Origin of the sequence: Geobacillus sp. CAMR5420, from assembly GCF_000691465.1 — a bacterium.
Taxonomy (GTDB): domain Bacteria; phylum Bacillota; class Bacilli; order Bacillales; family Anoxybacillaceae; genus Geobacillus; species Geobacillus thermoleovorans.
Genome location: NZ_JHUS01000020.1, coordinates 14660 through 28667, shown reverse-complemented (window position 1 = coordinate 28667; position 14008 = coordinate 14660). Strand labels below are relative to the sequence as shown.

16 protein-coding genes and 2 pseudogenes are annotated in these 14008 nt (G+C 50.1%); 9 read left to right on the top strand and 9 right to left on the bottom strand.

The features are described 5' to 3' along the window. Nucleotides 1–71: 71 nt before the first annotated feature. The 5 genes and pseudogenes from DI44_RS19375 to DI44_RS12410 form a co-directional block, all read right to left on the bottom strand. Nucleotides 72–267: pseudogene (locus DI44_RS19375) on the bottom strand (hypothetical protein); the annotation flags it as partial. Nucleotides 268–377: 110 nt separating this feature from the next. Beyond that, nucleotides 378–746: a hypothetical protein gene (locus tag DI44_RS12395; protein ID WP_033024870.1), complete on the bottom strand. Its 369-nt coding sequence runs from the start codon at nucleotides 744–746 to the stop codon at nucleotides 378–380. A 19-nt stretch (nucleotides 747–765) separates the two neighbouring features. After that, the gene (locus DI44_RS12400; protein WP_033004627.1) at nucleotides 766–1416 is read right to left on the bottom strand and encodes an ATP-binding cassette domain-containing protein; all 651 of its coding nucleotides are present in this window, start codon (nucleotides 1414–1416) and stop codon (nucleotides 766–768) included. A 19-nt stretch (nucleotides 1417–1435) separates the two neighbouring features. Next, nucleotides 1436–3418, bottom strand: coding sequence for a hypothetical protein (locus DI44_RS12405; RefSeq protein ID WP_033024869.1), 1983 nt, complete (start codon nucleotides 3416–3418; stop codon nucleotides 1436–1438). 98 nt (nucleotides 3419–3516) lie between these two features. Next, nucleotides 3517–3888: a lactococcin 972 family bacteriocin gene (locus DI44_RS12410; RefSeq protein WP_020753638.1), complete on the bottom strand. Its 372-nt coding sequence runs from the start codon at nucleotides 3886–3888 to the stop codon at nucleotides 3517–3519. Between the two features lie 348 nt (nucleotides 3889–4236). Between DI44_RS12410 and DI44_RS12415 the strand changes: the two genes are divergently transcribed. Then, on the top strand, nucleotides 4237–4839 hold the full coding sequence (locus DI44_RS12415) for a response regulator transcription factor (RefSeq protein ID WP_081823161.1): 603 nt from the start codon (nucleotides 4237–4239) through the stop codon (nucleotides 4837–4839). A gap of 109 nt (nucleotides 4840–4948) precedes the next feature. Here DI44_RS12415 and DI44_RS12420 read toward each other — a convergent pair whose 3' ends face one another. Both DI44_RS12420 and DI44_RS12425 read right to left on the bottom strand, forming a co-directional pair. Continuing rightward, nucleotides 4949–5530, bottom strand: coding sequence for a molybdenum cofactor guanylyltransferase (locus tag DI44_RS12420; RefSeq protein WP_020753641.1), 582 nt, complete (start codon nucleotides 5528–5530; stop codon nucleotides 4949–4951). A gap of 104 nt (nucleotides 5531–5634) precedes the next feature. Beyond that, the gene (locus DI44_RS12425) at nucleotides 5635–5868 is read right to left on the bottom strand and encodes a DUF2249 domain-containing protein (protein WP_011230264.1); all 234 of its coding nucleotides are present in this window, start codon (nucleotides 5866–5868) and stop codon (nucleotides 5635–5637) included. A gap of 129 nt (nucleotides 5869–5997) precedes the next feature. Here DI44_RS12425 and DI44_RS19105 point away from each other — a divergent pair, with 129 nt between their 5' ends. Together DI44_RS19105 and DI44_RS12430 are read left to right on the top strand one after the other, a co-directional pair. Continuing rightward, a complete protein-coding gene (locus DI44_RS19105; protein ID WP_011230263.1) occupies nucleotides 5998–6165 on the top strand; it encodes a hypothetical protein in 168 nt (55 codons plus the stop codon). A 428-nt stretch (nucleotides 6166–6593) separates the two neighbouring features. Then, nucleotides 6594–7328, top strand: a complete 735-nt coding sequence (locus DI44_RS12430; RefSeq protein WP_033024868.1) for a hypothetical protein — start codon at nucleotides 6594–6596, stop codon at nucleotides 7326–7328. A gap of 337 nt (nucleotides 7329–7665) precedes the next feature. Here the strand turns inward: DI44_RS12430 and DI44_RS12435 are convergent, their stop codons facing one another. Next, nucleotides 7666–10029, bottom strand: a complete 2364-nt coding sequence (locus DI44_RS12435; protein WP_033024867.1) for a nitric-oxide reductase large subunit — start codon at nucleotides 10027–10029, stop codon at nucleotides 7666–7668. Here DI44_RS12435 and DI44_RS12440 point away from each other — a divergent pair. The 6 genes and pseudogenes from DI44_RS12440 to DI44_RS12465 all read left to right on the top strand — a co-directional run. Next, a pseudogene (locus DI44_RS12440) lies at nucleotides 10009–10524 on the top strand (Crp/Fnr family transcriptional regulator); the annotation flags it as partial. The gene DI44_RS12435 and the pseudogene DI44_RS12440 overlap by 21 nt on opposite strands. A 237-nt stretch (nucleotides 10525–10761) precedes the next feature. Further along, the gene (locus tag DI44_RS12445; protein ID WP_033024866.1) at nucleotides 10762–10995 is read left to right on the top strand and encodes a DUF2249 domain-containing protein; all 234 of its coding nucleotides are present in this window, start codon (nucleotides 10762–10764) and stop codon (nucleotides 10993–10995) included. 3 nt (nucleotides 10996–10998) lie between these two features. After that, complete coding sequence (locus DI44_RS12450; RefSeq protein ID WP_013146125.1) at nucleotides 10999–11208, top strand: DUF2249 domain-containing protein; 210 nt, start codon at nucleotides 10999–11001, stop codon at nucleotides 11206–11208. Next, complete coding sequence (locus tag DI44_RS12455) at nucleotides 11205–12455, top strand: membrane protein (protein WP_033024865.1); 1251 nt, start codon at nucleotides 11205–11207, stop codon at nucleotides 12453–12455. The genes DI44_RS12450 and DI44_RS12455 overlap by 4 nt, the downstream gene beginning before the upstream one ends. Nucleotides 12456–12477: 22 nt before the next feature. Further along, nucleotides 12478–12780: a metal-sulfur cluster assembly factor gene (locus DI44_RS12460; RefSeq protein WP_033024863.1), complete on the top strand. Its 303-nt coding sequence runs from the start codon at nucleotides 12478–12480 to the stop codon at nucleotides 12778–12780. Nucleotides 12781–12970: 190 nt separating this feature from the next. Then, nucleotides 12971–13720, top strand: coding sequence for a Fic family protein (locus DI44_RS12465; protein WP_033005429.1), 750 nt, complete (start codon nucleotides 12971–12973; stop codon nucleotides 13718–13720). A gap of 80 nt (nucleotides 13721–13800) precedes the next feature. Here the strand turns inward: DI44_RS12465 and DI44_RS12470 are convergent, their stop codons facing one another. Continuing rightward, on the bottom strand, nucleotides 13801–13986 hold the full coding sequence (locus DI44_RS12470; protein WP_241766369.1) for a hypothetical protein: 186 nt from the start codon (nucleotides 13984–13986) through the stop codon (nucleotides 13801–13803). Nucleotides 13987–14008: the final 22 nt, after the last annotated feature.

Genomic DNA, 14008 nt, shown 5'->3' with positions numbered 1-14008 from the left:
AAAACAGCACATCACTTATCCCCTGTAAAACTCCATGTTTCACCGCAACGTGTGTTCCAACCAAATCAGTGTTCGACATCCAGCAGCACCAGGATATCCGTTTGGCGGCGGAATTCATCGACAAGCGACGGGTGGCTGAACGATATACAATTCATCGGCGACCGGATCAAGCGCCGCGACCGACCAAGTGAAAAACGGAGCTCCTTCGTATAGCGCAAACGCCTTTGGCCGCCAGATAAAAGACACAAAGTAATTAAAAACGTTCACAAATGAAAAAGGGGCTGATCCAAAACTCTCTCGTGTTCTGGGTCAGCCCTATTGCCATGAAAAAGCAGCTCAACCACGTCCTTTTTCAAACTTGAGAAATGAGCACCTTCTCATCTTTTGATCAGTTCAACCGGAACCCCGAAACTGTGATTGGTCAAAATGGAAGAAACAGCATCCCGTTCCTTTTTTGTATGATAAACAATGTGAATAAGCGCTTCATCCGCTTGATCTCCGCACGGTGCCCCCACTCTCACGCTGACGCCCTCTCCGATGTTCTCTAAGCGAGCGACAAGATCCCGGTGCTGACTCAATGCACGTTTCACTTCGGATTGGCTCGGCAGCTTTCCGCATTCAGGTCGAGAGAATTCTTGTTTGCCCGGAAACGGGATAAGCGACAACCCTATCCCTCCTCCTGCCACCAAAAGCCCTCCGCCCAACACTACGGCAATGCCAATGGCCCACCATCTTTTTTTCGTCATCTTGATTTGCCCTCCCTCCTTAACCATGACGAATCCCTTTTAGCGCGTGCATGGCATGAGCAGCTTGCATCATTTTCTCATCATGAGTGGCGACGATAACCGTTCTTCCTTGCTTCGCCAATAATTGAAGCAGCTCGATGACGCGATCACCGTTGGCCTCATCAAGAGAGGCCGTCGGCTCATCAGCAAAAATGACTTGTGCATCTTTATAGAGAGCGCGGGCAATGGCCAAACGTCGCTTTTCACCTCCGCTTAGCCGAGCGGCCAATTCTCGTTCTCTTCCATCCAATCCCGTTTCCGATAACACTTTGCGCACCTTCTCCTTGTCGCCAACGACTTTCGAACGAAACAAACTCGAAGCCATTGTGACATTAAACGCAACCGATTCTTCCTCAATGATTCCGTAATCTTGGAGAACGAATGCCGCATGGTGTTTCCAAAACAGACGGCGTTGCTTCGCTCCCCAATTGGTTGTGTCGACACCATCCATCAATACCCGTCCGCTTGTCGGCCGCAAAAGCAAGCCAAGCACATGGAGAAGCGTCGTTTTGCCCGCTCCGCTTGGACCGACAAGCGCCGTCAAAGCTCCAGGGGAGCATACGACACTTTCGTTCTCCATAATCGTTCGCTCATTAATCATCATCGTCACTTGATCGGCCTCAATTCTCATGGAGCCTTCCTCCTTCTTTCTACAACTGGCGCAGGGAGTTTTTCGCAAACACCCAAGCTGCCGCGCCAATATGTATGAACGGCAAAGCAAGCAGTACAAGCGCCCCTGTTAAACCGACTGGCAACCAGCTGTTTGTTCCTTGAAATAGCATGATCACCATGACCATGATCCCCCCTAAAAACCACTCTTTCACGATTCGCCCGCGCAACACCGCCCACCAAGATGCCCCAGCAAGGCGAAGAGGAAAATCGCGTTTTGCTTTTAACACAGCCATAATAAACGCACTAATGGCGGAGGCAATAGCCAAGGCCGCTAAAAGACCAACAATCGATCCAATTCTAAGCCACACGAAATAGGCATAAAGCTGCGCGCGCAAAATTCCTTCCTCCGCCATATAGTTGACGCGGATCCGGTTCTGAAGGCCGCGTTCAGATACGAGTTTCTGTGTTTCCTCTAGTCCGACAAAACTCAACTCCGACGAAGAAGCGACAGAGATCAAAAAGTTGTCATTGAATAATGAATGGACATGAGGGGCAACCAACAATAACACCTCCTTCGGCCGGGCAAACTCAAGCTGTCCGCCAAAGCGGACAAATGGAAAAGGGGACGATCCGGTCAAACGACACATCTTGACCTCATGCCATATGGCTTGAGCCTGTTGCTGGTTTCTTACATATAACGGGATGGAGAGTTCGACAAATTGTCTCACGTCCTTTGGAATCTGTTCCAGCGCAAGAGGAACCAAAGATAGCCCTTTGTTCTTTTTGCGAACGATATCCAACCATCGCTCATTCACGATAACCATGTAACGATACGGCGCAATGGTCATGCCATCGATGGCGAAATCGTCTTCCGTCCACGCTTTCGATAACACTACGCGATCGTCGGCCTCCGCTTGTCGAACCATGTCCCCCACCGATGGTTGCAACATCTGAAACAACTGCTCGATTTCCGCTCCCCCCGCTCTTCCTGGACGGGACGGGAACACCAACACCGCTTGATCAGCCAACGACTTCCACATGATTTGTTCCTGTGCTGTTTTTCTAGCATTCGTATAAGCTGAAACCGCCGGTGAGACAGCGGAAAGGACGAAAGCAAATACAGCGAGTTTCAATACAGCCGAACTTCTGGCCAAACGCTTGACAGCAGGTTCGCGCATCGCCAACATCTCTGGATTCGGCCATGAGGCAACAGAAAAAATCAACGCGCAAGCCATTGTCAAAGAGATCACCATCGCCTCAGCCAAAAGCAACACTTTACTATAGTAAGGCACGAATCCCCATCCATAGACAAAGCCGACATAAAGAGCGGCCAAGACGTCCAATATAGCGGCGGCCAAAACCATAGCCAGCAAAAAGTGGCTGAAATCCTCGCATTGGATGCGCGACGTCGGAACTCCCGCCAACACACGCAACGCGCGCCCTTTCGCTTTGACCGCCAGCCAGTATAAAGCTAATGACACCATCAGCGCCGAAACAGCCAACAGCGCCACACCAAAATCGCTTTGCACGATCAAAAATTGGAGAATGGTCAACAGAGTCTCTTCGTTCCACTTCTGATCGACCCGATGCGACGCCAGCCAATGTTTCAACTCGTCTATATGATCGGTTTTCCCTGTCACCAAATAATCGCCATTGGCAAACGAATGGGCCAACGCGCGGCGATCGCGGATCTCCGCATCTGGCTCATGGCCAAAGCGCTGAATTCTCTTTGGAAAATCCCCTTTCTCCCCCACTTGAACAAAGATCTGTCCCGACTGATCCCCCCATAAATCTGGCGCGATTTTCATCAATCCTAGTTCCCATCGATCGCTCATCGCCCCCAACTGTTGAAACACATCTTCCTGACGCAAATCAGACTGGCTAAAATCCAATGTCACTTTCGCTTTCACATCCAGCTGTTCCGGAAAAAAGCGGTCATGGACATCCGAAACAACAATCGCTACGAAAGCTAAGAGAAGAAACTGCACAGCGGAAACAGCGACCACGATTTTTTTATGCATGAGCCTCATTCCTTCCCTAATCCATCATCCCCCGGAAGAGAAAGATCCCATCCCGCTCGGGAAGGGGTGAAAGAAAAGCTTCCAGTCAAACAGATTCATTATTTGCAAATTCTATAGTAATAGGCGTCATCAGACCATGGGAAATTTAGAGCCCCTTTCTCAGCAGCAGAGGTCAATCCTGCAGGGGTATCGACACTTCTTAACATCTCACCATTGTATACAACTGTTGAACCGTGGCACGAAGTTGGATGATAGTAATAGGAGCGAACCATAGCATTCCAGAAGCCATATGTCCATTTTCCTCCCTCACTTGGATATTGGACGGTAGGACCTGGATGCAGCCACGCTCCAGCTTGATTTGGGTTTGCCAAGCCAAAAGCGATGATGGAAAGCACCAACACACCAGCCAATGCCATGACCTTTCGCAACAATACATGGACGGTTTTAGGCGAAGCAAGAATCCCAAACATCAGTAATCCCCCTTTTTATACTTCATGCTTTGATCCAAAATACATCACCAATGATTGAGAACACAGGAATTAGCCGGCCGGCTTCACCCTTACTGTACCAAAATAAAATCGAAAAAACATCCGTATTTTCCGCAAATTTCATTGCGGAAAATACCTATTTTTTGAAGCTTCGTTTACAGAGATTGATCTATATTGTAAAATTTTAACGAATGGAGTTGAGAGAAATGGCCTTATGGATCAAAACAGCACATCACTCATCCCATGTAAAACTCCATGTTTCACCGCAACGTGTGTTCCAACCAAATGCGTCGCTACTCGCTGCGTTTTACGGGGGAGGGGGAAGAGACAATGGTGAAAATCAACATTTTGATCATAGGGGATCATGGCCTTGTCATGGATAGCATCCGTCAGCTTTTGGAACGCGAGCCCGACTTGGAAGTAGTGGGAGCCGTCTTCTCTCCAGCCGAACTAGAGAAGGAGATCGCTCACTTCCAGCCTGATATCATTGTCATCGATGCTCCGAACCAAAGGCAGAACAACCTCATTTGGACAAAGAACATCTCATCACGATTCCCTGCAAGCAAAGTGGTCATGTTATCGGGGGATGCCAGCGCAGAATATGTACATGCCGTCCATGAGGCAGGCGCCTATGCTTTTGTATCCAAATGCGATTCTGCCGAAACCCTGATTCACGCCATTCGGGAAAGCTATCGCGGGGTGAAATCGTTTCCGGCCGATCTTGCTTTCTATGATGGTTCGCCCTTGACCGACATGGAATTGGCCGTTCTCGATCTCATTGCTAGAGACAAAACAAACAGCGAAATCGGCGAACAACTGAACATCAGTAAACGAACCGTGGAACACCACGTGTCTTCCATTTTGCGAAAACTTCACGTCAAATCGCGGGCGGGAGCAGTCGGAAAAGCGTTTAGGCTCGGATTGCTTGAGTAACCCTGTTTAGTGGTGGGCGATTCAGGCAGCTGAACCATTCCATGGTCAAGGATGGCTCTTCTGATTGAAAAAAGTGTATGCTGTGTCTGCTTCGGCCACAATTCCCCCTTCACCGGTACTCTTCCTCCGTATTGACATTGCGCCATACGGTTTCATCCGCGGCAAGCTGTTGGGCGTCAACATAGCGGACGCGGGCGCGGTCAAGGAGCGCCGCCATCCTCCGTTCGCCGTCATCAAGCAGTTCAGCAATCACGAGGCTGATCCGCCGGTGGTATAAGGCGACCAATGGCTCGGGGCGGCCGCCATGGAGCGGGACGATGGCATCAACCATCGGATCGATATGAGAAGCAAGCCGCTCTGTCACTTCCCTCCGCATGTACGGCATGTCGCACGGCAAGACGAATACCCAGTCGGCTCGGCTCTGTTCCATGACGGTGTAAAGGCCGGCCAGCGGCCCAGAACCACGGTAACGCTCCACATCAAGCAGCACCGGGATGTCCGTTTGCCGGCGGAATTCATCGACAAGCGACGGGTGGCTGACGATGTACAATTCATCCGCGATCGGATCGAGCGCCGCGACCGACCAAGTGAAAAACGGAGCTCCTTCGTGCAGCGCAAACGCCTTCGGCCGCCCGAACCGGCGCGACTGGCCGCCGGCGAGCACCGCTCCGGCAATCGTTTGTTTCATCATGCTTCCCCTTTCCGGACATCCATCGTTTGTTTTTACCGTACCATACCAACCGGCGAAAAAAAAGATTTCCGCCTGCAGACGGAAATCCCAATGGAGCGGATGATTTATTTTTTGCCGATGGCGACCCGCCAGACGTCCGGCCCTTCCTCTAAGTACTCCCATGTAAACTGATCCGGACGCTCCATCATAAATTGGTATTGCAACGGACGCGGATCATGGTCATTGACAAGCTCCATTACTTCCCCCGGCTTCAAATTGTCAAACAGCCGAAAAATTGCCGGATGGCGATCCCGCGGCGGATAGTCCGGGGCGTGGATTTTGGCAGCAAATTGGTTCATAACATTGGCCTCCTTTGTAGTATAATGAATTATATACTTTATCATAACCGCTTGAGCCTTGGGCGGTAGTGACGAGCGTCACAGCCCGAAGGTGAACATGTTCAATCCCCATGAAAGGAGAAATGGCGGTTGGAAGAGCTTGTTGGCTTTTGCGCGCAATGCGGCAAGCCGATCCATTGTCTGCATGGTTTTTTAAACGGCGTCGTCAGCCGAGAAACAGAGACGTTGTACTGCTTTCCATGCCATGACAAGCAAAAGGAAACCGAACACACCACGCCGGACAAATGCCACAAGTGATTGAAAACGTTCACAAACGAAAGGGGGCTGACCCAAAAATCCGCTAAAAAGCGGACTTTTGGAGCCAGCTCTTTCTTTATTAAGTAAGCCGTGTATTGATCATGAACGATTCTGAATCAAACCCTTTTATTTATAATTTTCGTCAAAACAATGTCGCTGCCGGGATTAACATGACCGTACGGGCTAAAACGCACTCCTTTTCCTGGACGGATACAAAGCGACAATGACACAAAACGTTATGTTCAAATTTCTACGAATCATTTATAATATGAATGGGGAACGATTGTCCTCATTTGTTCTGCGCTACAATCCCATCCCTTTCCTCAACCACTTACTCTACACGCTCGTTTCCCCAGTCCTCAAAAGAAAGGAGCGATTCATCATCACCCACTTTTCCATGGCTACTATATAAGAAGGGAGGATTTTCCTTGGAAGCGATATTGAACCAAATTTTGGACAAGCTCCAAATGATCGAACATGAAGTAAGCGATATCAAAACAAACATGGCAACGAAACAGGAACTCGAAGAAGTAAAGCAAAACTTCTCAACAGAGCTTGAGGATATTAAAGCCAACATGGCAACGAAACGAGAACTTGAAGAAGTGAGGAATCGTTTCACAAAAGAGTTCGAAGATATTAGAACCAACATGGCCACTAAACAAGAACTCGAAGAAGTGAAGCATAGTTTCACAAAAGAGATCGAAGACATCAAAGCCAACATGGCTACCAAGCAGGAGCTTGAAGACATCAAAGCCAACATGGCTACCAAGCAAGAGCTTGAAGACATTAAAGCCAACATGGCTACCAAGCAAGAACTTGAAGACATCAAAGCCAACATGGCTACCAAGCAGGAGCTTGAAGACATCAAAGCCAACATGGCTACCAAGCAAGAGCTTGAAGACATTAAAGCCAACATGGCTACCAAGCAAGAACTTGAGGACGTAAAGAACAACCTAATGAAAGAATTAGATCATGTCAAAGCCAATATGGTCACGAAGCAAGAGTTTGTTCTCGTCCAACAAGCAGTGCTTGAAACAAATGAAATCGTTAAGAAAATAGAACAAAACATGGAAAAGCACGAACGGATTTTAGATCTTCTTTCTAGGCGTTCGATTGAACAAGAAGCGGCAATTTCCAGCATTCGTCTTATTAAGGCACCATAAGCAAGGAGAGAGCATCCCTCCCTACCTTTCTTAGGTGCGGCCGCCTTTATAGTATTTATAGTAAAGGAAGAAACATCTCCATTGGAATGCGTTCGACCATTTCGTGAACTACATGAGCCATATGATCCAGTGGAATGATATCGCCTGGCAACGTGAGATGATTCATGGTACACTCTTCAAAAATTATGATGATGTTTCATAAACAAATCGCTCCTTTTCCGGCGATAGCGGTTATGATAACTCTATTCTGCCAGAAAACGAACGATTCTCTTCTATTTTCGTGTAAAAACGGGCTAATCCCAAAACGCATTCGCGTTTTGGGTCAGCCCCGTTTTGGTTATTCTTCCTCCGCCAAATTCGCCGCCGGCAGCTCTTCCCCTTCGCCGTGCGTTGGCTTGCGCAAATGGAACAGCACCTTGATGGCGAAAACAAGCAACGCAACGACGCCGATCAAAAAGATCGTATCCGGAACGAAGCGGACAAGCAGCAAATTTTGTACGACATCTTGTTGCAAAAACGAAGGCGAACGAGACGCCCAATAGCCGTGTTCAAACGCTTCTTTGATTTGCAGCACCCCAACCGGGAGAAGCGTGATGAGAACCATGCCAGCCAGGCCGATGTTCAGCATCCAGCAAGAGAATTTCAGCCATTTGTCGTTCCATGCTTCCGGTTTGACGATGTTGCGCAGCGAGTAAAGAAGCACGGCGATCGCAAACATGCCGTACACGCCCATCATCGCCGCATGGCCGTGGGTCGGCGTTAAGAATTGCCCGTGTTCAAAGTAGCTGACCGCCGGCAAATTGATGAGAAAGCCGAACACCCCGGCGCCGACCAAGTTCCAGATCGCTGTGGAGATCAAAAACCAGAATGTTGCTTTATACGGGAAGTTGACTCCGCCGTCGCGCATCATTTTGTATTGCTCGTACGCTTCCAAAATAAGGAGCGTGAGCGGAATCACTTCGAGCGCCGAGAACACGGCGCCAAGGGCGATCCAGATTTCCGGTGAACCGTTGTAGTAATAGTGGTGGCCGATGCCGATCACACCGCTGCCCAATAAAATCGTAAATTGGAAATAAAGCGCCCGGACGGTCGATGTTTTCGTCACAAGCCGCAGCTGGACGAGCAAAAACCCGATGACGACAACGGCGAACACTTCGAAAATGCCTTCGACCCATAAGTGGATGATCCACCAGCGCCAAAAATCCGCCATCGTAAAGTTCGTATCCGGCTCGATAAAGAACGCGAAGATGTAAAAGAACGGAACGGCGATGGCTGAGTAAAACAGCAAGTGGATGAGCCCGCCTTTGTCGCTTTCTTGCTTCAGCCCTCGTTTGATGCCGCGAAAGACGATGAACAGCCAAAGCAGCATGCCCACGACTAAAATGATTTGCCAAACGCGGCCGAGCTCAATGTATTCCCATCCTTGATGGCCAAACAGAAACCATTCGTTCCCTAAGTAGCCGTTGACGCCTAGCCATTGGCCGATCATGCTGCCGGCGACAAGGACAACAAGCGCCCAGAAGAGCAGATCGACGAGCAGCCCTTGCTTTTTCGGCTCTTGCCCACCGACAAGCGGCGCGATGAAAATCCCCATGCCAAGCCAAGCGGTGGCAATCCAGAAAATCGCCAGCTGCAAGTGATACCCTTTGGCGATGTTAAACGGCAATAGGTCATGGATCCATTTGATGCCGAAGAAGCTGTCCGGTTCCGTATAGTAGTGGGCGAGCAACGCCCCGAACATCGTTTGGACGAAAAAGAGCGCCGATACGACGACGAAATATTTGCCCGCTTTCACTTGCGACGGAGTCAGCGGCTGCCGCCGCAAGTCGATGACCGGAAACTTCCCTTCTGCATACGCTTCTTGCATGCTTAGTTGATAACGGTGGAAGACGTACAAAATGATCCCGATAAACAAAATCAAAATCGTGACGCTGACGCCGCTCCACCATACCGCGGAAAACGACATCGTATTGCCGGCGTCCTCATAGTACGGCCAGTTGTTCGTATACGTAATCTCGTCGCCAATTCTCAACGTGCTCGACAGCCAAGCCGTCCAGAAGAAAAAGTCGGCAATTTGCTTGATTTGGTCGCCATCCGCCACCCAGGCACGGTTCGATTTTGGCATGTCGCTTTCTTTGATCAATCCTTTTTTCAATCCCCAACCGTCGCCATTGGTGAACACGTCACGGTAATAGTCGCGCACTTTTTCCAACCCGTATACTTGCGCATCCGTCAGGACGAGAACATCTGTAACCGGATTGTAGCGGTTTTTTCGCATTTCCTTGATGACTTGTTCGCGGATGATCGTTTTCTCATCGTCGGTTAAATCGGCAAACGGTTTGTGATACCGCTCTTTTGCTTTGTAATCTTGCATGCCTTCCGTATAAATTTTCAACGCTTCCGCCGTATAGTCCGGCCCCATATACGACCCGTGTCCAAGCACGGTTCCGTAATCCATCAGCCCGTATTTTTGGAAGACGGCCTGCCCGCCGATGATCGTTTCTTTCGTCATCAGCACTTGGCCGTCTTCACTGCGCACTTCCTTCGGCCTTGGCGCCATTTCTTTAAAAATCCAATACCCGCCGACAAGCAGGACGGTAAAGCTGATCACAATAGTGAAAATGAGAATCGATTTGAGAAAACTGTTGGTCGTTTGCCGCCCCGTCCGCATGTTGGGGCGAACGGATCGATGAACTTCCATATAAGCGGAAAAGAACAAATCATCTCGATTTTGCAGACGGGAGAAATGTTTCCGCATGCCGGCTTTTTCTTAAAAGGCACCTATCCGGCCCACGCCGAAGTGGTCGAGGAAGCGACATTGATCGCGATCCCAATCCACGATTTCGAACAAGTGCTGATGGCGAGCCCTGAACTTTGCATAAAACTGTTCCGCGTCATGGGCGAAAAAATCGTCGACTTGCAAAACCGGCTTGAGGCGCAAGTGCTCCATAATACGTACGAACAAATCGTGCTGCTTTTGTTGCGGTTGACGCGCACGAACGCCGTCAAGCAAGGGAAATGGCATCGGCTCACCGCCCATGTGACGAACCGCGAGCTGGCCAACATGATCGGCACCGCCCGGGAAACGGTGAGCCGCACGTTGAGCCAGCTGAAACGGAAAGGGCTGATTGACGTCGACGAACACGGCTTTTATTTGATTGACCGCGAAGGGCTCGAACAAGAAATCTTTTTCTAACTCCTTTTTCCCCATCGTCCGGCACCGGTCGGGATGCGCAATGGAGCTGATGGGGTTTCCTTTCAAACACTTGGGCAAGCCCATCTTTCTGAAACATGCTATTCCGCCCTTTCAAACGAAGACGAAACCTTTTTTCCAAAGTGGAATATGTCATGTTTCGGCCGAAAGATGTGAGCTATATCACAACATTCCGCAGTGAAAATGATTATCATGATAGTCAAAAAGGAGGGAAAGCGCATGGGTGTGACGATTGAACTCGATGTGCGCGAAGATTTGCGGCAGAAGCGGGAACCTTTTGAAAAAATTATGAACGCCATTAAGCCACTCAAACCGGGCGATACGTTCATTTTGCACGCCCCGTTCAAGCCGCTGCCGTTGTTTCCGATTATGAAAGCGAAAGGATTTACGTATGAAGTGGAACAAATCGAAAAAAAACATTGGAAAGTAACGTTTGTGAAGCAGGGGGGATGACCGATGATCCTCGATAACCGCGGACTCGAGCCGCCGCAACCGATGATGCGGACGCTAGCCGCCCTCGCGAAGCTGAATCCTGGGGAGACGCTGACGATCATTAACGACCGCCGCCCGATGTTTTTGTACGAGCAGCTTGATGAGCTCGGCTACCGGCACGAGACGGTCGCACGCGAAGACGGCAGTTTTGAAATCCGCATTACGAAAGGATGAGCAACGTGTTTCCTACTCGCACGGGGACAGAAACAGACGTCCGTCTTCCGTTCTCGTTTATCATGTTCGCCGTGTTGGCGTTCGCCGCGTCGCAGCTTATGTTGCTTGGAGCGATTCCCTCACTTAGCAGCGGCGCGTTCCGGTTGCCGTTCGTCTGGGCGGCGGCCCACCTGGCGTTGCTTGGCTTTGCGTTGATGACGGCCATGGGGGCGATGTATCAGCTCGTTCCGGTCGCCTTTTTGACGCCGATTTGGAGCGAGCGGCTCGGCTTTTGGCAATTTGCAGTGACAGCGGCCGGAATTGTCGCATTTGCCGTAAGCCTGGCGGCGGCGCCAAACCGGGCGTTTCTTCCCAGCTTGTTGCTTTTGCTTGGCATCATCCTATTCGTCTGGCAAATGGCGATGACGTTAAGAAAACAAGAAACGAAAAATATCATGACGCTCTTTGTCGCCACGTCACTGTTGTTTTTGCTGCTGACGGCGGCCGCCGGGGGGCTCTTGGCGTTTCACTTTTTCGCCGCCAAAGGCGCTAACAGTCATGAAGTGGTGTTCGGCTTGCATGTGCTGTTCGGGCTGTGCGGCTGGTTCACACTGCTCATCATAGGCTTTTCGTACAAAATGGCGCCGATGTTCTCGCTCGCCCACGGCTTTTCGCTGCGGCCGGCGCGTTACGTCTATGCGCTGTACATCAGCGGGATTGCGGTGGCGTTCGCCAGCTTATTCTTGCGAAGCCACGCATGGCTTATAGCCGGTGCAGCCTTGCTCATGAGCGGATTCGTTGTTTTCGCCTGGCATATCCGCGCCATTTTGCAAAAGCGGATGAAAAAAACGCTTGACCGCCCGTTCCGCTTTTCTCTTTCGGCCATCGTCATCGGCCTCGGGCTGCACGTTGCCGCCTTTGCCGCCATCGTTGTCGGCAGCGGACGGCTGCTTGGCATCATTGTTTATCTATTCATTGTTGGCTGGATCCTGTTTAGCATCATCGGCTATTTGCTCAAAATCGTGCCGTTTTTATGGTGGACGCATCGCTACAGCGAAAAAGTCGGCCAACAACACGTGCCGACGTTAAGGCAAATGATGAATGAGCGAGCCGTCACCGTCCAATGCCGCCTATGGCTTTTCGCCCTCGCGCTGGCGGCTGTGGCGCTTGCTGTCGCGAGCGTGCCGCTGTTCGCCATCACTCAAGTGCTGTTGGCTGGATTAAGCGTTGCCTTTGCCGGAACGATTTTAACGGTCTTCCGAAAATAAGCGAATGAGGAGGAAAAGAACGATGGATGTCCGCAAACTTGCCATTCAACAGCTGAAAACGGTCCTTGATCCGGAGCTCGGCATTAACGTCGTCGATTTAGGGTTGATTTATGACTTAAAAATCGAAGATGGGCATATCAATGTCCTGATGACGCTCACGACCCCGGGCTGCCCGCTTCACGACTCGATCGCCGGCGGCGTCAAACGGGCGCTCGAGCAAATCGACGGCATCCGCGACGTGCGCGTCCAAGTGACATGGAACCCGCCATGGACGCCGGAGCGAATGAGCGAAGAAGCGCTCCGGCAGCTTGGGCATTTTTCCTGAAACGGTCCACTTTTCCATCCCTTTTCGCCGTTCGCCCGTGTTGGGCGGACGGTTGTTTCATTGTCCTGCAACTGCTGAACACTCCCCGCCCTTTATTTTTGTATCGTATAGAAAAAACGAGAGCCATCGCTTGGCTATTTAAAGGAAAAACGAATCGAGGCCGCGAATCATATACCAAGAGGTGAGAGCGATGTTTGCTAAAATCGACGAGCTGAAACAACGGTTGGATGCGTTGCGCCCTTTGCCTCCAGGGTTGGTGAAAAACTTGCGGGAATCATTTCGGATCGAATGGACATACCATTCTAACGCCATCGAAGGCAATACGTTAACCTTGTTAGAAACAAAGCTAGTCGTAGAAGAAGGGATTACCATTGGTGGAAAACGACTCAAGGAACATTTGGAAGCGATTAACCATGCGGAGGCGATTGACTTTATTGAAGAGTTAGTCGCAAACAAAGAACATTTGACCGAGCACGTGTTGAAACAGGTCCATTATTTAGTATTAAAGAGCATTGACAATGAAAATGCCGGGAAATATCGAACATACAATGTGCGCATTTCCGGCAGCTCGTACACCCCCCCTCACTTTTTGCATGTACAAGATGAAATGAATCGATTGTTTTCTTGGTATGAAACGAATCAATATGCTCTTCATCCAATCGAACTGGCGGCTCGTTTCCATTTTCAGCTCGTATCCATTCATCCATTTGCTGACGGAAATGGACGAACTGCCCGCTTAATGATGAATTTCATTTTAATGCAGCATGGCTATCCGCCCGCTATTGTGAAAGCAAATCCAGAGCAGCGCCGGAAGTATTACGAAACGCTGGAAAAAGCGAGCGTCGAAGGCGAGGTCACTCCGTTCATTCAATTGATCGCCGCATGTGTCGAAGAAAGCTTGCGCCACTATTTGTACGCGTTAGGGATGGAAGACGAATGAAACAGTACAAGAAAAAGACACGGAAGTGGACATGATTCCGTGTCTTTCTTGCTCCAATTCTAAGGTTGGCATTTGATCGGCTATTCAAGCAACACGTTCCACAACCATGCCATCAAAGGAACGATGACAAAAAAGGCCAAGGCGATGCATCCGACATATTGAATCCACCGGGGAAATCCTCGCCAATCGAGGGCTTCCCGCTTCATCGCCCCTCCCGCAGCGATCCGATCCAACTCTTCGGTCGGCGAAAACACCCGGTCGTCCACCCGTTGAACCTCTTCTATCCGT